Source organism: Shinella sp. (genome assembly GCF_052438155.1).
Lineage (GTDB): Bacteria > Pseudomonadota > Alphaproteobacteria > Rhizobiales > Rhizobiaceae > Shinella.
This window is the reverse complement of the sequence record NZ_JBQVPI010000027.1, coordinates 1-19114: the sequence shown is the minus strand read 5'-3', so window position 1 is coordinate 19114 and position 19114 is coordinate 1. Positions and strand designations below refer to the sequence as shown.

Sequence of the window (19114 nt, the reverse complement as noted above, 5' to 3'; positions counted from 1 at the left end):
AGCCCGTCTCCTCGATCCACACGCCTGCGGCGGAGGACGCCTGAACGCGCCCTCGCCACCGGCAAACGCTGCCCTCTTTCGGCAGGAGCACAGCATGTTTCAAAATCGCGCTGAAGCCTTGGCGCTGGCTTTGCCGGCCGCCGTCTTCGCGGCCATCGTCTTCCTGGTACCGGTCGTCATCGTGCTGGCCGAGGGTTTTCGCAGCCCGACCGGCTGGACCTTCTCGGCCTATATCGATTTCTTCTCGGAGCCGCTCAACCGGCTGGTGCTGGTGCGCACCTTCAAGCTGGGTCTCGCCGTGACAGTCGCCTCGGCGGTGATCGGCTATGCCGCAGCCTTTGCCATCGTCAATCTCAGCGCGTCGGGCAAGGGCCGCATGATCGGCCTCATCTCGCTGCCGCTGATGATCTCGCCGGTGGCGCGCACCTATGCCTGGATCGTCATCCTCGGCCGTACCGGCATCGTCAACCAGGCGCTCCAGACCGTTGGCCTCAGTGACGAGCCGATCCGCCTGCTCTTCACCGAGACGGCAGTCTTCATCGGCCTGCTGCAGCTCTTCCTGCCGCTGATGATCCTCTCCTTGATCAGCGCGCTGGAAAACATGCCGAAGGACGCGATCCTCGCCGCAAGGGTGCTTGGCGCCAACTGGTTCCAGGTGTTCTGGAAGGTCATCCTGCCCCTGACGCGCGAGGGCCTCGTCGTCGGCGGCACGCTGGTCTTCACCGGCTCGCTGACCGCCTATATCACGCCCGCCATCCTCGGCGGCTCGAAGGTGCTGATGCTGGAGACCTTGCTCTTCCAGCGCGTCACCGTCGCCAACGATTTCGTCTCGGCAAGCGTGATCGCCTTCATTCTCATTGCCATGTGTTTTGCCGCGAACCTGCTCTTGAAGCGGCTCGCGACAGCGAGGAACAAGCGATGAACCGCACGCTTTCCACACTCATTCTCACCGCGCTGCTCATCTTTTTGATCGGCCCCTTCATCATCATCGTGGCAGCCTCCCTTTCGGCCGGCGACACGCTTGTCTTCCCGCCGCAGGGCCTGTCCCTGAAATGGGTCGCCAAGGTCTTCACCGTCGAAAGTTTCCGCGACAGTTTCATCATGTCGATGATCCTCGCCGTCGGCGGCACCTTCGTCGCGCTGCTGCTCGGCGTGCCGGCCGCCTATGCGCTGTCGCGCTACAAGTTGCCCTTCGGCGAGGTCGTCAACACGATCGTCACGCTGCCGATCATCGTGCCGGGCATCATCGTCGGCCTCGCCCTGTTGCGCTATCTCGTCGTGCCGTTCAGCTTCTCGATTGGCGTCGCGCTGTTCCTCGCCCATACCGCACTCGTGCTGCCCTATACGGTGCGCGTCGTCTCCTCCAGCTTCAACAACCTGCGCTCCGACATGGAAGAGGCGGCGGTGCTGCTTGGCGCGACGCGCCTTGGCGCCTTCTTCAAGGTGGTGCTGCCGAACATCCAGAGCGGTATCCTCGCCGCCTTCATTCTCGGCTTCGTGACGAGCTTCAACCAGGTGCCGGTCTCGCTGTTCCTCTCCGGCCCCGGCGTGCGCACGCTGCCCATCGACATGCTCTCCTATATGGAAACCACCTACGATCCCTCCGTTGCTGCGCTGTCGGCCCTGCTCGCCTTGATGTCGATCGGTATCGTCTTCCTCGCAGAACGCTTCCTTGGATTCTCCCGCTATGTCTGATCGCGCCTTTCTCTCCCTCGAAAACCTGACGCTTTCCTATGGCAATTCGATTGCCGTGGACAAATTCAACCTTTCGATCCGCAAGGGTGAACTCGTCGCCTTCCTCGGCCCGTCCGGCTGCGGCAAAACGACGACCATGCGCTCGATTGCCGGCCTGCTTGCGCCCACCTCCGGCCGCATCACGCTCGACGGCACCGACATTACCCGCGTTTCCGCCAACAAGCGCAATGTCGGCCTGGTCTTCCAGTCCTACGCACTCTTCCCCCACCTGACGGTCTTCGAAAACGTCGCCTTCGGTCTCAGATTGAAGCGCATGGCCGCGGCCGATATCGACGCGCGCGTCACTGCCGGCATCAAGTCGGTCGGCCTTTCCGCGCTTTCCGGCCGCAAACCGACCGAACTCTCCGGTGGCCAGCAGCAACGCGTGGCGCTTGCCCGGTCCATGGTGATGGAGCCGAAGGTGCTGCTGCTCGACGAACCGCTCTCCAATCTCGATGCGCGCCTGCGTGTCGAAATGCGCGCCGAACTGCAGCGCGTGCAGAAGGAAACCGGCGTCACCATGATCTTCGTCACCCACGACCAGGCAGAAGCCCTGTCGCTCGCCGACCGCATCGTCGTGATGCGTGAAGGCCTAATCGAGCAGGTCGGCACGCCGGAAGAGATCTACAACAACCCCGCCTCCGCGTTCGTTGCGGATTTCGTTGGCTTCGAGAATGTTTTCGCGCTTCGCGGCGGCAAGCTGGCGACACCGGGCGGTGCGATCGCGCTTGCCGAAGCGCTGCCGGGCAATGCTGCCGGCTTCGCCTGGCGTCCTTCCGGCGTGACGCTCGAAGCCGGGCCTTTCAAGGGCACGGTGAAAAGCGTCTCCTTTACCGGGAACCTGCGCGAATACCTGCTCGATACGCCCCTCGGCCCGATTACCGCGGAAGTGAGCGCGGCACTGCCGGTCCACGCACTTGGCGCAGAACTGGCCTTCGACCTGCCGCTCACGGCAGCCGCCACCCTCCAGCGTTTCGCGTGAGCACCATGGGTGTGTGGATCGACACCGACATGGGCTTCGACGACATCGCCGCCATCCTGGTGGTGGCACGGGGCGCCGAGCCGATCGACGGCATCTCGCTGGTCTTCGGCAATTCCGGCTTCCGCCAGGTGCGGCAGAACGCAGCCTCGGCCGCCGCTGCCTTCGGCTGGACCTTTCCGATCCATAACGGCCGTGCCCTGCCGGTGCTCGGCCGGCTCGAAACCGCGGAAAACATCCTGAGCGAAGCCGGCATGCTGACCGCCGGCCGCAGCCTGCCGCTGGCGCCCTTGCTGCCGGAAAGCGACGCCTTCAGCGCCCTCTGCCAATGGCTTGAGGCTGCGACAAAGCCATGCCGCATCCTCGCTCTCGGCCCGCTGACCAACATCGCGGCCCTGGCGCTGGCCCGGCCGGATCTCGCAAAAAAGATCGCCGACCTCACCTGGATGGGCGGCGGCGTCACCGCCGGCAACCACACGGCCTCGGCCGAATTCAACGCCTTTGCCGATCCGGAAGCGCTGGCGATCGTGCTCGCCCACGGCCTGCCGCTGCGCATGGTCGATCTCGACCTCTGCCGCAAGGTCATCGCCTATCCGGCCGATGCTACGCCCGTTCGCGATGCGGGCGGCAGGAATGCAGCACTTCTCGCCGACCTCTTCGCCGGCTACATTTCCATTGGAACCAGCCGCGGCCGGCCCGGCATGGCGGTCTACGATCCCTGCGCCGCCGTCGCCTTCGTGTGCCCGCAGGCCGTGACCTTCACCGACGCCCGCATCGACGTGGAACTGTCTGGTCTGCTGACGCGCGGCCGCACGGTGGTCGACATGCGCGCACCGCAGGAGAAACGCAATGCCGTCTTCGCCTCCGACATCGATGTCACGACTGCCCGCAGCCTCATTCTCGGCGCGCTGACCGACGAGGCGCGACAATGACCGGCAAGACCGATACCCGCGATCTCGACGACGAAACCCTGCGTGAAGCCGCCGTTGCGGCCGCGCGCGGAGACCGCCCCTTCGACATGCTGATCCGCGGTGGAACGCTGATCGACATGGTGACCGGCGAGCGCCGCGCCGCCGATATCGGCCTCGTCGGCCCACTGATCGCCAGCGTGCACCCGCAGGATGCCCGTCTCGACGCCCGCGAGACGATCGACGCCAGCGGCCTGATCCTCTCGCCCGGCCTCATCGACACGCACATGCACGTCGAGAGCTCGATGATCACCCCGGCCGCCTATGCCGCTGCCACCCTGCCGCGCGGCGTGACGACGCTCGTCTGGGACCCGCATGAACTGGGCAATGTGCATGGCATAACCGGCATCGACTGGGCGGCCGAGGCCGCGCGCGCGCTGCCGCAGCGCCATGTGTTGCTCGCCCCCTCCTGCGTGCCCTCCGCGCCAGGCCTGGAAGTCGCCGGCGCCGATTTTTCCGCCGAGACCATCGCGGCGCTGCTCGCCCGGCCGGACATCGGTGGTATCGCCGAGGTCATGGACATGCGCGCCGTCATCGAAGGCCGCGCGCGGATGAGCGCCATTCTTGACGCCGGCCGCCACGCGGGAAAGCCGATCCATGGCCACGCCCGCAGCCTCGCGGGGCCGGAGCTTCAGGCCTTCATTACTGCCGGCATCAGCTCCGACCACGAGATCGTCTCCGGCGAGGACCTGCTCTCAAAACTGCGCGCCGGTCTCACCATCGAGCTGCGCGGCTCGCATGATCACCTGCTGCCCGAATGCGTCGCCGCCCTCAACACGCTGCCGCAGTTGCCCCAGACCCTGACGCTCTGCACCGACGATGTCTTCCCGGACGATCTTTTCGAGGCCGGCGGTCTCGACGACGTGGTGCGCCGCCTCGTCCGCTACGGAATGACGCCCGAACGGGCCTTGCAGGCCGCAACACTCAACGCCGCACGGCGGATCGGGCGCAACGACCTCGGCCTCATCGCCCCCGGCCGTCGCGCCGATATCGTGCTCTTCGAGGACCTGACGGAGTTCCGGGCGAAACTGGTCTTGAGCAGCGGCCGGATCGTTGCGCGGGACGGCGCACTTACCGAACCCGCCCACGAAATCGACGCGGCACCGCTGCAAGGCTCCATGCATCTCGCCCCATTGCGCGAAGAGGACTTCCGCATTCCCTGCGCGGGAACCGAGGCGACCGTCGCTCTTATCGCCAAGCCCCGCTTCACCGAATGGGCCGAGGCGGTCGCGATCGTTTCGGACGGCTTCATCGTCCCGCCCGAAGGCACGACGCTGATTGCCGTTGCGCATCGGCACGGGCGGGCGGATGCGCGCCCGCGCGTCGGCCTCCTCTCCGGCTGGGGCACATGGCGCGGGGCGCTTGCGACCACCGTCTCGCACGACAGCCACAATCTCACCGTCTTCGGCGGCAATGCACGAGACATGGCCGCCGCCGCAAACGCGGTGATCGAAGCGGGCGGCGGCATGGCCGTCGCGGCAGATGGCAAGGTGCTTGCCGTTCTCGAACTGCCACTCTCGGGCCTTCTGTCTGATGCGTCGCTCGAGGACGTTGCGCGCGCCTTCGCCGCCGTGCGAACCGCGGCGGACAGCATCGTCGACTGGCAGCCACCCTACCTGGTGTTCAAGGCCGTCTTCGGCGCGACGCTCGCCTGCAATGCCGGCCCCCACCAGACCGACCGCGGCATTGCCGACGGCACGACCGGCGCCCTGTTGGAAACGCCGATCCTCAGCGTAAGGCATGGGGTGTGAGCGTGCCCGCCGCAGCCGCACCCATGCGCAAGGACTTGCTCCTGCCGGCGATCTTCGTGCCGCTCTGGTCGAGCGGCTTCGTTTTGGCGCGGCTTGTCGCGCCACATGCCGAACCTCTCACTTTCCTTGCCGTGCGCTTCGCGCTTGCGCTGCTGGCACTAGCCGCCATCGCGCTCTGGAAGGGCGCCACCTGGCCCGGCACGGCGCGGGAATGGGGGCAGGCTTTGCTTGCCGGCGTCCTGATCCACGGCCTCTATCTCGGTGGGGTCTTCTGGTCCGTTGCCAATGGCCTGCCAACGGCGATCTCGGCGCTGATGGCAGGCATGCAGCCGCTGCTCGTGACACTTCTTGCCGGCCGGGTGCTCGGAGAGCGCATGTCGCGGCGCAGTGCCATCGGCATTCTCGTCGGCGCCTTCGGTACGCTCGTCACGCTGGCGCCGAAACTCGGCACGACGGAGGCTGGCGGCATTCCACTGATCCCGCTCCTCATCTGCCTCGCCGGTGTCATCTCCCTCACGTTCGGCTCGATCTTTGTGAAGCGCACGGCGATTGCCGCCGATCCGCTCACCAACACCGCCGCGCAATATGTCGGCGCCCTCGTGCCGACGGCGCTCGTCATGCCTTTCGTCGGCGGGCCGGCCTTCGACGCCACGGAGCTGCCACTGTGGATCGGCCTGGCCTGGTCGGTCTTCGGCATGTCGCTCGGCGCGATCCTGCTGCTCCTGCACATGATCCGGAAGGGCGCACTGTCGAAAGTGTCCTCGCTGTTCTTCCTCGTGCCCGGCGTCTCGGCCCTGATGGCCTGGATCGGCTTTGGCGAAAGCCTCACCATGATTCAGATCGCCGGCCTTTCCATCGCGACGGTCGGCGTTTCGCTCGCCAGCCGCGGCTAACCCAGATAGAGAATGCCCATGACCCTTGCCGAGATGATCGCCGCCAGCAATGCGCCCGCCGTGCTCGTTCGCCGCGACCTGCACCGCTACCCGGAAACGGCTTTCCTGGAATACCGCACCGCCTCGCGCATCGCCGCCTATCTCGATCACCTCGGCTTTGCCGTGCGCACCGGCCGCGAGATCATGGACGCAGAGATCGTCATCGACCCGCCGTCCCGCGAACAGATTGAAGACGCCAAGCGCCTGGCGCTCGCCGCGGGCGGCGATGCGGCATGGATGGAGCGCATGCCGGACGGCCTGACCGGCATCGTCGCCGACTATCGTTTTGGAGACGGCCCCACCGTCGCCTTCCGTTTCGACATGGACGCCCTGCCGGTCAGCGAAACCGAGGCGGAAGCCCATCGGCCGAATGCCGAGGACCATCGCTCGCGCTTTGCCGGCCGCATGCATGCCTGCGGCCATGACGGCCATGTCGGCATCGGCCTCGCCCTTGCCCGGCGGCTCGCGCAGGAAAAGGGCCTCGACGGAACCCTTCGCCTGATCTTCCAGCCGGCCGAGGAAAGTGCGCGCGGCGCAGCACCCATGGTCGCCGGCGGGGCGGTCGAGGGCGTGGATCATCTGTTCGTCGGCCATCTCGGCTGCCTGCTGCCTTCCGGCAAGGTTGCCGCGAGCGCCGTCGGCTTCCTGTTTTCCAGCCGTTTCGCCGTCACCTTCCGCGGTGCCGTCGCGCATGCGGCTATGGGTCCGCAGGAGGGCCGCAACGCGCTCCTCGCCGGTGCATCGGCAGCACTCGGGCTGCACGGCATTTCCCGTTTTTCCGGCGCGGAGACATTCGTCAATGTCGGCGTGCTGCGCGCCGGCACCGCCTTCAACATCATCGCCGATACCTGCGAGATGCTGGTGGAGGTGCGCGCCAACAGCCACGCCGCTCACGACTATATGGTCGAACGGCTCCATGCGGTGATCGAAGGCGCCGCCGCCATGCACCAATGCGCGGTCGACACCGTGCGCAAGAGCCACATGCCCGGCAACGAAAACAGCCCGGAAGCCGTGGCGCTGATCGCCGACGTCGCGACCGGCCTGCCCGGCGTCACCGAGGTCCTGCCGGAATGGTCGATCGGCGGCGGCGACGACGCCTGCCTGATGATCCGCCGCGTGCGCGAAACCGGCGGCACCGCCGCCTACTGCATCATCGGTAGCGACATCCCCGCCGTGCACCATGCCGCCGATTTCGACATCGATGAAAACACTCTCGAAACCGGCGTCGCGCTGTTTGCCGGCGTCGCACAACGGCTCCTTCGGCCCCGCGGGTGAGCCGTTGGCGAACAGATTTTGAACCGCTCTTGCTCTGCCTCTGGATGAGACGCGCATAGGCCCCTACCGTCTGGCTGACGCGCTTGCTGAGTCGCATCGGCAAAGCCCTTAGCCAGACAGGAGCCAGGCATGCTTATCGGGATTACAGTTCTTCTCGTCTTTCAGTTGATCGGCGAGGTTACCGCCTATTTTCTGAACGGATATGTGCCGGGACCTGTCATCGGCATGGCAATGGCCGCCGTGGCCCTCACCCTCACCGGTGGTGTCAAAATCCTGCGGCCGGCCCATCAGCAGACCATCGACACATCCAAGGTGGTGCTTGCCAATCTCGGCATCCTCTTCGTGCCGGCCGGGGTGGGCATCATCCAGCATCTCGATCTCATCCGGAACAGCGGCATTGAACTCCTCGCCATCGTCATCCTGTCCACGGTCATCACGCTCACCGTCACGGTCTGGGTTTTCATCCTGGTGAAGCGGCTTTCCGGAGGCTACGCCAATGACTGAAGGGCTCTGGGTCTATCTTGCGACGTCGCCCCTCCTCTGGCTCGTCACGACGCTCGTCGTCTGGCTGGCCGCCACCGCCATAGCCGGCCTCAGCCCCGGCAATCCGCTGCTCAACCCGATCATGCTGTCGATTGCCGTCATCGTCGCCATTCTCTGCATCGTCGGGATCGACTACGACGCCTACTTCAAGGGCGCACAGTTCATCCATTTCCTGCTCGGGCCGGCGACCGTGGCGCTCGGCATCCCGCTCTACGAGAAACTTTCGCTCGTGAAGAGCAACCTCGTTCCCATGCTTTGCGCTCTCGTCGTCGGCAGTCTCACGGCCGTCGGGTCGACGGTGTTCCTGAGCCAGCTGTTCGGCTTCTCGCCCGATGTCGTCGCCTCGCTCGCGCCGAAATCCACGACGGCGGCCGTTGCCATGGCCATTTCCTCCGGGTTGAGCGGCGATCCGGCGCTGACCGCAGCCGTGGTCGTTCTCACCGGCATTTGCGGCGCGATCGTCGTCACGCCGATGATGAACGCCATGCGCATCAAGGACTTCAGCGCCCGCGGTTTTGCGGTCGGTCTCGCTTCGCACGGGATCGGCACGGCACGCGCCTATTCAGTCGATCCGGTCGCGGGGTTGTTTTCAGGGATCGCCATGGGGTTCAATGCCGTCCTGACATCCCTCATCGTCCATGTCTTCCTATGACTACCGGCGTCACAAAGGACAGCGATTGTCGATTTTTCTGCACGGATGTCGGCGAGCGCTTCCATCATTCGTCCTTGAAGACGATAGATGGGAGGATCACACCGAATGAAATTGTATTTCAGCCGCAATCCCAATCCACGCCTGGCCGTCGCCGTTGCGCGGTTTCTCCATGCGGAGGTCGCCTTCGAGTTTGCGGCACCCCGGGCGTCCGGCCAGGCGGCCCGCTACCTGGCGCTCAACCCGAACCTGCTGCTGCCGATACTGGAGCTTCCCAATCGATCGCTTTGGGAAAGCGACGCGATCGCCTGCTGGTTCTCCCGCAATGCCGGCTCCAACTTCTGGCGGACGGATGACGACGAACCGGACATGATCCGCTGGATCAGCTGGGGCAAGGACAACTTCGTCAAGGCTTGCGACATGGTGCATTGGGAGCGTGGCACCAAGCAGCGATACGGTATCGGCCCCTGCGACGACCAGCTGGTCGATGAGGGCCTGCGGGAGTTTCACAAGGCGGCCGCCATCCTTGAGAACGCACTGTCGGATCGCCTCTGGCTGGTCGCAGACACCATCTCCTTTGCCGATTTTCGCATGGGGACGTTTTTGCCGTTCAACGATGTCGCGCGGCTGCCGATCGATGATTATCCCGCGATACGACGCTGGTCCGAGCAGCTTGAAAAGCTCGACGCGTGGCGTGAACCGTTCAAGGGCCTCGCCGCCCCCGATCTGCCGCCGCTTCCGGTCGAAAGCGCGGTCGGCGCAAACAGCCCGCAGTAATTGCGTGGCCAAGGCCTGTGACAGGGGTGCGTCTTAGAACCCCGTTGTGCCATGCGCGCTGGCAACGGCCTCGCGAAGGTCGCCGATCGCATCGTTCGACGCGGCGGGCAACTCCTTGCCTTCAAGCTCCCTTGGCATCTTCCAGCCGGGCTCGACGCCTTCCATGTTCGGCAGTTCATGCGCAATGCCCTTGTGGCAATCGATACAGGTTGCCTTGCCGGGCAAGAGGTACTTCGAATGGATGTCGGCGGCGCGCTGGGTTTGTTTGGTGAAGTCCATCGCGACGGCGGAATGGCAGTTGCGGCATTCCAGACTGTCGTTTGCCTTCAGGCGCGCCCATTCGTGCTTCGCCAGTTCCAGCCGGTGGTTCAGGAATTTTTCGCGCGTGTTGATCGTGCCGAAGATTTTCCCCCAGACCTCCTTCGAAGCCTGCATCTTGCGGGCAATCTTGTCGGTCCATTCGTGCGGCACATGACAATCCGGGCAGGAGGCACGCACGCCGGAGCGGTTGGTGAAGTGCACCGTTCTCGTCAGCTCCTGGTAGACGTTGTCCTTCATCTCGTGACACGAGGTGCAGAACTTTTCGGTGTTTGTCAGCTCGAGCGCCGTGTTGAAGGCGCCCCAGAACATCACGCCGCCAACGAAACCGCCGAGCGTCAGGAAGGCGAGGCTGAGCGTCGCCGCAGGCGTGGTCAGCATCGTCCAGACCCAAGCCACAATTGCCTTGATGCGCGCCACCATCACTCGCTTCCCGCCCCGGTGACACCGAGTTCGCTCATATCCTTGAACGTGTTGCCGACGAGCGGCTTCTTGTCCGCCTGCGGCACATGGCATGCGGTGCAGAAGTAGCGGCGCGGCGAAACGTCGGCGAGCATCTGGCCCTCGCGCGTCATGTAGTGGGTGATGCTGATCATCGGCGCGCCGGCATCCTGCGAAAACTCGCGTTTGTGGCAGGAAAGACAGCGGTTGGCGTTGACCGAAAGCTGGTAGCCGTCGATCGAATGCGGAATGATCGGTGGCTGTTCGGGATAGGCGCGCATGCGCCTTATGTCGTCGACGATCCACTTCGGCAGCGGATCGGCCGGCAGCGTCTGCATCGCATCGCCCTGAGGGCCGGACAGCTGCGGCACCATCTGCGCCATGGCGCTTGTGGCGATTACGGCTGCGCTGAGCGCAGCCAGGACCCATCCTTTGCCGAGGGTCAGACGGCCGGTTCGATCTTGACTGCGCATTTTTTGAAATCCGTCTGTTTCGAGATGGGATCGGTGGCGTCGAGCGTGACCTTGTTGATGAGCTGGCTGGCATCGAACCACGGCACGAAGATCACGCCCGGTGGTACGCGGTTGCGGCCGCGCGTTTCGACGCGCGAGCGGATTTCGCCGCGCCGCGAGATGATGCGGATCTCCGCCCCCTGATTGAGGCCACGCTTGCGGGCATCGTCCGCATTCATGAAACAAAGCGCACCCGGGAAGGCCTTGAACAGCTCGGGAACGCGCATGGTCATGGAACCGGAGTGCCAATGCTCCAGCACACGGCCGGTGACGAGCCAGGTGTCGAACTCGGCGTCCGGCGATTCCGCCGGCGGCTCGTAGGGCACGGCGATGATCGCCGCCCTGCCGTCCGCGTTGCCATAGAATTTCACCCCTTCACCGGGTTTGACGTAGGGATCGTAACCCTCGCGGTAGCGCCAGAGCGTCTCCTTGCCGTCGACCACCGGCCAGCGCAGGCCACGCACCTCGTGATAGGTGTCGTAGGGCGCCAGATCATGGCCATGGCCGCGGCCGAATGTGGCATATTCCTCGAACAACCCCTTCTGCAGGTAAAAGCCGAAATGCTGCGCCTCGTTGTTGGCGTGCTCGGGCTTCACTTCGCTGATCGGGAATTTTGCCACGTCGCTTTCGGCAAACAGCACCTGGTAGAGCGTCTTGCCCTTGTAGTCGGGATTGGCGGCAAGCAGCTCCGCCGGCCAGACCTCGTCCGTGGTGAAGCGCTTGGAAAACTCGACCATCTGCCAGAGGTCGGAGCGCGCCTCGCCCGGCGCCTGCACGAGCTGGTGCCAGACATGGGTGCGCCGCTCGGCATTGCCGTAGGCCCCCTCCTTCTCCACCCACATGGCGGCCGGCAGGATGAGGTCCGCGCTCATCGCCGTAATTGTCGGATAGGGGTCCGAGACGACGATGAAGTTTTCCGGGTTGCGATAGCCCTGGTAGGTCTCGTTCGACGTGTTCGGCGCGGCCTGCACGTTGTTGTTGACCTGCACCCAGTAGAAATTGAGTTTGCCGTCCTTCAGCATGCGATCCTGCTGGACCGCGTGGTAACCCGGCTTTTCCGGGATGATACCATGCGGGATACGCCAGATTTCCTCGGCGTGCTTACGGTGTTCGGGATTGGTCACCGTCATATCCGCCGGCAGGCGATGGGCAAAGGTACCAACCTCGCGCGCGGTGCCGCAGGCGGACGGCTGGCCGGTCAGTGAAAATGGGCTGTTGCCAGGCTCGGAGATTTTCCCGGTCAAGAGATGGAGGTTGTAGACCATCTGGTTTGCCCAGACGCCGCGCACATGCTGGTTGAAGCCCATGGTCCAGAGCGACATGACCTTGCGGTTCGGGTCGGCGTAAAGCTCGGCGAGCTGCTTGAGGAAACCGGCTTCGACGCCGGTCATCTCCACGGCCTTTTCCAATGTATATTCGGAAACGAAGGCCTTGAACGCCTCGAAGTCGATCGCCTCGGTCTTGCCGGGATCGGCGGAGTTGGCGGCATTGACCTCGACCGGATTGTCGGGTCGCAGCCCATAGCCGATATCCGTGACGCCGCGCACGAACTTCGTGTGGTTGCGCACGAAATCCTCGTTCACCCGGCCGGTCTGGATGATGTGATTGGCGATGTAGTTCAGGATCACGAGGTCCGTGCCCGGCTTGAAGACCATCGGGATGTCGGCGAGGTCCATGCTGCGGTGCGTGAAGGTGGAGAGCACCGCGACCCGCACATGCTCGTTGCCGAGCCGCCGGTCGGCGATGCGTGTCCACAGGATCGGGTGCATCTCCGCCATGTTCGAGCCCCACAGCACGAAGGCGTCGGCATGTTCGAAATCGTCGTAGCAGCCCATCGGCTCGTCCATGCCGAAGGTTCGCATGAAGGCGTAGGCAGCGGACGCCATGCAGTGGCGGGCGTTCGGATCGAGATTGTTCGAGCGGAAGCCGGCACGCATCAGCTTTGTCGCGGCATAGCCCTCGAAGATCGTCCACTGGCCGGAGCCGAACATGCCGACGGCCGTCGGCCCCTTCTCCTTCAGCACTTTCTTGCACTGCTCGGCCATCACGTCGAAGGCCTCTTCCCAGGTGACGGGCTCGAACTCGCCGTCCTTGGCGTAAACACCGTTTCGCTTGCGCAGCAGCGGCGCCGTCAGGCGGTCCGCGCCATACATGATCTTCGACAGGAAGTAGCCCTTGATACAGTTGAGGCCGCGATTGACCTCCGCCTGCATGTCGCCATGCGTGGCGACGACCTTGCCCTCCTTGACGCCCACCATCACGCCGCAGCCCGTGCCGCAGAACCGGCAGGGCGCCTTGTCCCACTTGATTTCCAGTGCACTCACCCCGCCCGGCACGGGCTGGGCGGCGACCGGCAGTGCTATGCCGGCCGCCGCCGCAGCGACGCCCGCCGCCTGGGCCTTCAGGATGTCACGCCGCGTCAGTTCGCTGCCCATGCACCTCTTCCTCTTCCATTTCGACATGTTCGAAAACCATGTTTGCCGCGATCACGCCGTCGAGAAGGGAGATACGCATCAGCGTATCCCCGAGCACGCCGGTCCACGGCCCCTCGATGACGATGACGATCTTGCCCTTGTCGGCGCCGTGCACCTCGACATTGTCGAAATCGACAAGCGCGGCGAGCACGCCGTCGAGGCAACCGGGCTTGGCAAGGATGACCGCGCTGGAAATGTGATGTTGCCGCGTCTCAGACATAGGCGGCCTCCGTGCTCAACGGCGCGGTTGTCACCGCACCGACGGGACAGATTGCAATGCAAGCGCCGCAGCCGGTACAGGCTTCGGCAAGCAACTCCGGCACGAAAGGCCCACCGCGCACCGGGCGAAAGCGGATCGCCGCGGTGGGACAGGCGTCCCGACAGGCCTGGCAGTCGACACGCTGGAATGGCAGGCATGCTTCAGAGATGGCAACGATGTGATCGAAGCGGCTGGCCGCCTCGACGAAAACCGGCTCGGGACAGCTTGCAGCGCAGGCGCCGCAGAATGTGCATTCACCAACCGTGAAGTCGAGTGCCGGTAGTCCATCCACAAGGCTGATGATCTTTGCAGGACAGTGCTCGACGCAGGCGCCGCAGCCGGTGCAGGCCGCAAGTGTTGCATCTTCAACCCCCGGCGGTCGGATGCGGATGCTGGCGTCCTGCCTGCCCCCCCTCAGGAAATCCCGTCTCGACAACGCCCCCTGCCGCTCCATGGCCACGCCCCTAATGGACAGGGGGGCCGGGCGGCCCGTAGATAATTTGAAGCATCCAGACGAAGAAGCCGTATCCGCCGACGACGCCGACGGCGACAATGGGCCAGATACCAAAAGCCAGAACGAGGAAGGTAATCAGCTCGCGTCGCCGGCTGGGTTTCGGCGCCTGCGGCGGCAGATGCTCTGTCAAGGCTTCGGACAAGGCTGGCTTCCTCCGACGACTAGATTGCAGCCGGGATAGTAGCATCGACGCGGCAGAAAGAAAGTATAATATACTATGCTTTTCTACTCATAATTTGATTTGCGAAATATCAATTATCGTTATATCTCATAAAATATAGCGAATGAAGCAACTCTATTATAAAATATTTACTAAAACTGCAAGGTACAGAAGTACAGGGCAAGCCAATTTTTGAGCCAGCACATCCTACAGGCCGTAGAAACTCACCGATGCGCGATCTGCGCCGTCTCAATCCCGCACCCCGTCTGCCAGTGCCGAAAGGCCAGCGGTGTCGCAGATCAAAAGCTTCTGTCGTCCGCCCTCAACGAGGCCGTGGGATTCCCAGGCACTCAGGATGCGCGAGACGGTGTGCAGTGTCGTGCCGGTCATTTCGGCTATGTCCTGGCGCGAGATGGGGAAATCGGTGCGACTGAAGCCGAGAAGCTTCGCCTGGCGCACGACCGACAGCTTGTGGGCTCTGTCGATCATTTCTTTTCGCCCAGCAATCCCGCCTTGCCGAGCGCACCGGACAAAAATCATTCTCCAGTGTCAGTTCATCGACCTTGGCATGCAGCGTTTTGACATCGACGGCCAGAGCCGCCGGTTCTGCCCTGCCGTCATCGCCGACAATGACTGTCGCCCCTCAAGAAGCTGGTCCTTCCATTGTTTGATCTGACGGGCATGTTCAAGAGGGCCATGGCCATAGGGAAGCCGCCCGGCATTTTCGGGTCTCGCCCCGTTTTGTGAACGGTCTGGTGATCCTCAAACGCGAGACAGGCTCGCTGTCGCCGCGCCGGCAGGGCCACCTTGGCGGTGGCAAGCTTTCGGCACATCGCGAGTGGGTTTGCAAGCGATTGGCACAGAATGGAGAACTGATGCTGGACGAGCTTTGCGTGGAACTCGCCAGCTGTGACCTCGTCGTCCATCGCTCCAGTGTCGGACGGCTTCTCTACCGGCTCGGCCTGAGCCATAAAAAAGTCTGCTGGCAAGCGAGCAGCAGCGATCGGAAATCGCACGGGCGCGTGAACTGTGGACCGGACGGCGCCAGCCTTTCTTCAACAAGGCATTGGCGAGGCTGGTTTATATCGATGAGACATCGACAAACACAAAACTGACGAAGCGGTCGGGATGGTCCCCATGCGGACAGCGATATCGAGCGCACGCACCCTTTGGCTCCTGGAAGTCCACACCTTCTCATCGCCGGGCTGCGATCTCATGGCATGGTCGCCCCCTGGGTCGTAGATCGACCAATGAACAGCCGCAGTTTCGAGACATGGATAGAGACCCAGTTCGCGCCAACCTTATCGCCCGGTGACGTCGTCATTCTCGACAATGTCGCCTTTCACAAGAGCGAACGAGCCGAACAACTCGTCAAGGCAAAAGGAGCATGGCTACTGTTTCTGCCGCCCTATAGTCCAGACCTCAACCCTATCGAAATGGCATTCTCCAAACTCAAAATGCTGCTGCGAAAGCGGGCCGCACGCAGCTTCGATGCCATCACGCACGCCCTCGGGGAAATCTGCGATCGCTTCGCCGTCTCAGAATGCAGAAACTACTTCAAAGCCGCAGGATACGAGGCGGACTAAACGCGACACGCTTTAGTGGCGGCGGTCGGCAGGATCGGCATGCCGGCGCATAACCGCGGCGACCAGCGCCGTTGCCGAACGAGGGAGTTAGCAGTTATCCGGCAAGCTTCCCGACCGCCATAGCCGCTCGGTCGCAGTAGCCCCGAATGGCAAGCAAGGGTCGATGCTGCTGGCCCGGAAACCCATCCCGAAAACGAAAAAGCCTGCCGCGGGAGGAGGTGCGGCAGGCTTTTCGAAAAGAACCGAACAGCGACTGGGAGGAGGAGTGCCGCTGTTCCTGCAGACGTTCCTGGGAGGAGGAGGGGACCGTCTGCAATTCGAAGCCCTGCGGGAGGAGGTGCATGGCTTCGATGAAAAGAAGCATACGCCATTCGGCGCGATTGAACATCGTTTATGCTGCAGTGCAGCTATGCGCGAGACACATGACGCAGTCAGGGGGCTAAAACGGCGCGCCGGAGGCGCCGGAACGGCAAGGCCTGCACGCAAAAACGCCCGCTTCATGAGCGGGCGCAAGGCGGCAGATATTCGGGAAACTGGACGCGATCAGCGCGCGAACGATGCCCGGGCGATGGTGTGGATGTCGCCCCGTTCGATGCCGAGGTCTTGCAGTTCACGGGTAGACATCCGGCCGAGTTCGGCAACGGTCTGACGGTACATGCGCCAATTGTTGAAAGAGCGTGCGACGTTCATGATGATCCCTTTCCAAGGTTCCTTTGACGTCAGCAACCGCACTTGGTTCCGGCGTCGTTTCGATGGTTGGAATCTACGCCTTTCAATCGTTTTAATGCAGCGCTTATCCGTCAGGCCACCTATGCGTTAGTGGCATTGATTGCACCCTTGATGTGCATCTGCGCGACGTAGCCGGTCAGAGAGGCTTTTGCCAGGTCTTCAGGGCCTCGGCGCCGCTGTCGCTGAGGCCGTAAAGCCCCTTGTCGACCTTCTCGAACCAGCCGTAGTAGTTCTTGAGCAGGATCTGCCCGGCGGTGGCGGCCACGGTTTTCAGATCGCGCGGCCGCAGCGGTCCGCCGGCAAGGGCGGCGGCGCAGGCCAGCGCCTGCTGGCGATAAGCCGTCATGATCGGGACCTTTGTCGAGCCGCCCAGCGCCGGATCGCCGATGCGCTTGCGGTGTTCCCTGACCAGCCGCGTGCGGCGTTTCGGATTGGTGCGCGGCATGGGCGAGACGGAGCTGACGAGAATGCTCACCTCGCCCCTGTCAGACACGCCGAGCATTCCCAATCCCAGCCGGCGGCAGAGGTCGCGGTAGCGCTTGTCGCCCTCGCGCCCGCGCCCCTTGGCGGACATGCGCGCGGCAATCCACACCTCGTCCGAAACCGCGGCTCGGTCCACCGCCTGCAGGATCAGCTCCAGATTGAAGACGAGCTTCAATTCGCAGATGACCACCACGGTCGGATCGCCCTCGCTCAGCCCGACCAGATCGCATCCGCCAATCTCGCCCTTGACGGTATAGCCGGCGCTTTCGAGAAAGGTTTTGACGGGCAGGTAAAGTGAGGTTTCCATGTCGGCCGGGAATCAGTTGCAGACCCGTTCCGATAGCATAGTTTCGCCCCGTCTTGCCGCCCACTCGCCTTCTTCTATGACCGGATCTCGATGGTCTCTTGCAGGCGCACCAGTTCGAAATCGCTGATCAGAACATCGATGCGCATCTGCCATTGACCAGCCAGAGGAAGCACGACGTCCGCGGCGTTCCAAGTGCCATCCGGCTGCAATTCGGCTTCCCGGCGCATCGGCTCGACGCCGGCCGGAGGGTTCGAGAAGACGAAGACGACCTCTTTCGGGGTGAGCGGCATGAAATCGGGAGAAAGAATGAGGGCCGAAACCGCGGCCGGCCCGGCGCGTCCCGGGGTGACGATGACCTCCGCCATCGCCTTGTCCGAATGGATATGGACCGAGACCGGCTGGGCGGCGGCCATCGCAAGCGCGCGCGGCGGCGGCGTGAACCGTCACGTCGCGGCGACGGCAAAGATTGCCAGAACGATCAGCATTTCGACAACGATTACCCAGCCAAGACGCCGCGCCGCTTGCCGGCCCCCCGCCATGGCGGGTCCGGTGTAGCCCCAGCGATTGACGGCGGCCAGTGAAAACAGAATGACCAGCAAGGCCAGCTTTGCCAGCAGCACCTTGCCGTAAGCGGTGGACAGGAGCGCCGCAGGCTCACGAACCTGAACCGCGGCCAATAGCAGGCCGGCGACAACGAGGACGGTAACGCAAAGCGGGATCAGCCGGGAGAAGCGGCGGAGTGCCTGGCGACCGGCGTCGGCGTCCCGCCGCATGCAGAAAGACGGCTGGCAGCATCAGCCATTGCGGGGCCGCCGCGCTGGCATGGCCGCTCAGGGCCAATGCGCCGCTGCCCACAAGCAAGGCCGTGAGAGACAGCCCACGGCGCGGCGCGGCGCCCCTGGCACGCATTGCGGCGAGCGCCAAACAGAACGCTGTCGAGAGAAGCATGACCCTCGCGCCAAAACTCGTCTCCATGCCGGCCGTCCAGACCGCCGGGTCGAAGAGGCCGGCCAGCGGCGCATCAAGCCCTCGCAAGCCGAGGGAAAGCACAGTCGCGCCAGCCCGAGCAGCGTTGCCGCCACGACGAGTCGCGGGCCACCACCCATTCCGGGGATCAGCCAGCGAAGGGCAAAAATCCCGCCGATGCCGAAGAAAAGGCCGGCATAAAGGACGATCTTCGCCAACCATAGCGCGGTTTTCACCGGCCCGTCCGCCGCCTCTTCGGCCACCTGCGGCGCGTTGCCCGGCGCGCCGATCGAAAACAGCGTGGAGCCCGCCACTGGATGCCCATCCTCTGACACGACACGCCAGGTGAGCACATGGGTTCCGGTCGCAAGATCCTCGGAGGTCGTGATTTCCAGCGTGCGGTCGTGAAGGGTAAAGGTGTCAAGCACCCGTGTCTGCCCATCGGGCAGGACGAGCTTTAGCACGAGCGGCGAAACCGACCCACTGAAGGACAGCGACAGGGTTTTCGGCGGCGTATCGATCACCGCACCGTCGGCCGGAACCGCCCCCGTCAGCGGCGCATGCGCGAATGCCGGCGTCGTCAGGCAACACCAGAGGATGCCGGCAAGAAATGCCAGAGGGCCGGTTCGACCGGGGCTGCGATTGCGCACGAACGCTTGTCGCTTTCCATTTAATTATGACTGCTCTGATCCCCAAAGACTGGATCGTTTTTGATTGGAGTTTTTCGCGCTAGATTCCCGGCTGGGAACAGGAGCGG

General features: G+C 63.8%; 23 protein-coding genes and 1 pseudogene. 11 read left to right on the top strand and 13 right to left on the bottom strand.

The features are described from left to right. The first annotated feature begins 94 nt into the window (after positions 1-94). The 10 genes from ACT6VE_RS28730 to ACT6VE_RS28685 all read left to right on the top strand — a co-directional run bounded on the left by ACT6VE_RS28730 (position 95) and on the right by ACT6VE_RS28685 (position 9608). The gene (locus ACT6VE_RS28730) at positions 95-922 is read left to right on the top strand and encodes an ABC transporter permease (protein ID WP_444801706.1); all 828 of its coding nucleotides are present in this window, start codon (positions 95-97) and stop codon (positions 920-922) included. Further along, entirely contained in the window at positions 919-1695 is a 777-nt protein-coding gene (locus ACT6VE_RS28725) for an ABC transporter permease (protein WP_444801705.1), read from the top strand. The genes ACT6VE_RS28730 and ACT6VE_RS28725 overlap by 4 nt, the downstream gene beginning before the upstream one ends. Next, positions 1688-2716, top strand: coding sequence for an ABC transporter ATP-binding protein (locus ACT6VE_RS28720; RefSeq protein WP_444801704.1), 1029 nt, complete (start codon positions 1688-1690; stop codon positions 2714-2716). The genes ACT6VE_RS28725 and ACT6VE_RS28720 overlap by 8 nt, the downstream gene beginning before the upstream one ends. Positions 2717-2721: 5 nt before the next feature. Next, on the top strand, positions 2722-3645 hold the full coding sequence (locus ACT6VE_RS28715) for a nucleoside hydrolase (RefSeq protein WP_444801703.1): 924 nt from the start codon (positions 2722-2724) through the stop codon (positions 3643-3645). Further along, on the top strand, positions 3642-5432 hold the full coding sequence (locus ACT6VE_RS28710; RefSeq protein ID WP_444801702.1) for an adenine deaminase: 1791 nt from the start codon (positions 3642-3644) through the stop codon (positions 5430-5432). The genes ACT6VE_RS28715 and ACT6VE_RS28710 overlap by 4 nt, the downstream gene beginning before the upstream one ends. A gap of 23 nt (positions 5433-5455) precedes the next feature. Further along, the gene (locus tag ACT6VE_RS28705) at positions 5456-6325 is read left to right on the top strand and encodes a DMT family transporter (protein ID WP_444801701.1); all 870 of its coding nucleotides are present in this window, start codon (positions 5456-5458) and stop codon (positions 6323-6325) included. An 18-nt stretch (positions 6326-6343) separates the two neighbouring features. After that, a complete protein-coding gene (locus ACT6VE_RS28700) occupies positions 6344-7639 on the top strand; it encodes an amidohydrolase (RefSeq protein WP_444801700.1) in 1296 nt (431 codons plus the stop codon). 129 nt (positions 7640-7768) lie between these two features. Continuing rightward, entirely contained in the window at positions 7769-8143 is a 375-nt protein-coding gene (locus ACT6VE_RS28695) for a CidA/LrgA family protein (protein ID WP_444801699.1), read from the top strand. Then, entirely contained in the window at positions 8136-8834 is a 699-nt protein-coding gene (locus tag ACT6VE_RS28690; protein ID WP_444801698.1) for an LrgB family protein, read from the top strand. Before ACT6VE_RS28695 ends, ACT6VE_RS28690 begins: the two co-directional genes overlap by 8 nt. A 105-nt stretch (positions 8835-8939) precedes the next feature. Then, positions 8940-9608: a glutathione S-transferase family protein gene (locus tag ACT6VE_RS28685; protein ID WP_444801697.1), complete on the top strand. Its 669-nt coding sequence runs from the start codon at positions 8940-8942 to the stop codon at positions 9606-9608. A 33-nt stretch (positions 9609-9641) separates the two neighbouring features. Here ACT6VE_RS28685 and ACT6VE_RS28680 read toward each other — a convergent pair whose 3' ends face one another. The 7 genes and pseudogenes from ACT6VE_RS28680 to ACT6VE_RS28650 form a co-directional block, all read right to left on the bottom strand. Further along, positions 9642-10349: a cytochrome c3 family protein gene (locus tag ACT6VE_RS28680; protein WP_444801696.1), complete on the bottom strand. Its 708-nt coding sequence runs from the start codon at positions 10347-10349 to the stop codon at positions 9642-9644. Then, positions 10349-10840: a nitrate reductase cytochrome c-type subunit gene (locus ACT6VE_RS28675; protein WP_069062218.1), complete on the bottom strand. Its 492-nt coding sequence runs from the start codon at positions 10838-10840 to the stop codon at positions 10349-10351. Before ACT6VE_RS28675 ends, ACT6VE_RS28680 begins: the two co-directional genes overlap by 1 nt. Further along, on the bottom strand, positions 10810-13314 hold the full coding sequence (gene napA, locus ACT6VE_RS28670) for a periplasmic nitrate reductase subunit alpha (protein ID WP_444801695.1): 2505 nt from the start codon (positions 13312-13314) through the stop codon (positions 10810-10812). The genes ACT6VE_RS28675 and napA overlap by 31 nt, the downstream gene beginning before the upstream one ends. Continuing rightward, on the bottom strand, positions 13289-13573 hold the full coding sequence (locus ACT6VE_RS28665; protein ID WP_444801694.1) for a chaperone NapD: 285 nt from the start codon (positions 13571-13573) through the stop codon (positions 13289-13291). The genes napA and ACT6VE_RS28665 overlap by 26 nt, the downstream gene beginning before the upstream one ends. After that, positions 13566-14066 (bottom strand): ferredoxin-type protein NapF, encoded by a 501-nt coding sequence (napF, locus tag ACT6VE_RS28660; RefSeq protein WP_444801693.1) that lies wholly within the window; start codon positions 14064-14066, stop codon positions 13566-13568. The genes ACT6VE_RS28665 and napF overlap by 8 nt, the downstream gene beginning before the upstream one ends. Positions 14067-14076: 10 nt before the next feature. Continuing rightward, on the bottom strand, positions 14077-14268 hold the full coding sequence (gene napE, locus ACT6VE_RS28655; RefSeq protein ID WP_444801692.1) for a periplasmic nitrate reductase, NapE protein: 192 nt from the start codon (positions 14266-14268) through the stop codon (positions 14077-14079). 267 nt (positions 14269-14535) lie between these two features. Continuing rightward, a pseudogene (locus ACT6VE_RS28650) lies at positions 14536-14970 on the bottom strand (Crp/Fnr family transcriptional regulator); the annotation flags it as partial. A gap of 485 nt (positions 14971-15455) precedes the next feature. Between ACT6VE_RS28650 and ACT6VE_RS28645 the strand changes: the two are divergent. Continuing rightward, entirely contained in the window at positions 15456-15872 is a 417-nt protein-coding gene (locus tag ACT6VE_RS28645) for a transposase (protein ID WP_444801691.1), read from the top strand. Positions 15873-15966: 94 nt separating this feature from the next. Here ACT6VE_RS28645 and ACT6VE_RS28640 read toward each other — a convergent pair whose 3' ends face one another. The 6 genes from ACT6VE_RS28640 to ACT6VE_RS28615 all read right to left on the bottom strand — a co-directional run bounded on the left by ACT6VE_RS28640 (position 15967) and on the right by ACT6VE_RS28615 (position 19007). After that, on the bottom strand, positions 15967-16260 hold the full coding sequence (locus tag ACT6VE_RS28640; RefSeq protein WP_444801690.1) for a hypothetical protein: 294 nt from the start codon (positions 16258-16260) through the stop codon (positions 15967-15969). Positions 16261-16415: 155 nt separating this feature from the next. Beyond that, positions 16416-16562, bottom strand: a complete 147-nt coding sequence (locus tag ACT6VE_RS28635; protein WP_069061901.1) for a DUF1127 domain-containing protein — start codon at positions 16560-16562, stop codon at positions 16416-16418. A 175-nt stretch (positions 16563-16737) separates the two neighbouring features. Beyond that, the gene (locus tag ACT6VE_RS28630; RefSeq protein ID WP_444801689.1) at positions 16738-17391 is read right to left on the bottom strand and encodes a DUF2161 domain-containing phosphodiesterase; all 654 of its coding nucleotides are present in this window, start codon (positions 17389-17391) and stop codon (positions 16738-16740) included. 74 nt (positions 17392-17465) lie between these two features. Further along, positions 17466-17804: a FixH family protein gene (locus ACT6VE_RS28625; protein ID WP_444801688.1), complete on the bottom strand. Its 339-nt coding sequence runs from the start codon at positions 17802-17804 to the stop codon at positions 17466-17468. 30 nt (positions 17805-17834) lie between these two features. Further along, positions 17835-18164, bottom strand: coding sequence for a CopD family protein (locus ACT6VE_RS28620; protein WP_444801687.1), 330 nt, complete (start codon positions 18162-18164; stop codon positions 17835-17837). A 57-nt stretch (positions 18165-18221) separates the two neighbouring features. Continuing rightward, positions 18222-19007 carry a copper resistance CopC family protein gene (locus tag ACT6VE_RS28615; RefSeq protein ID WP_444801686.1) on the bottom strand — a complete coding sequence of 262 codons (786 nt, stop codon included), beginning with the start codon at positions 19005-19007 and terminating at the stop codon, positions 18222-18224. Positions 19008-19114 lie beyond the last annotated feature (107 nt).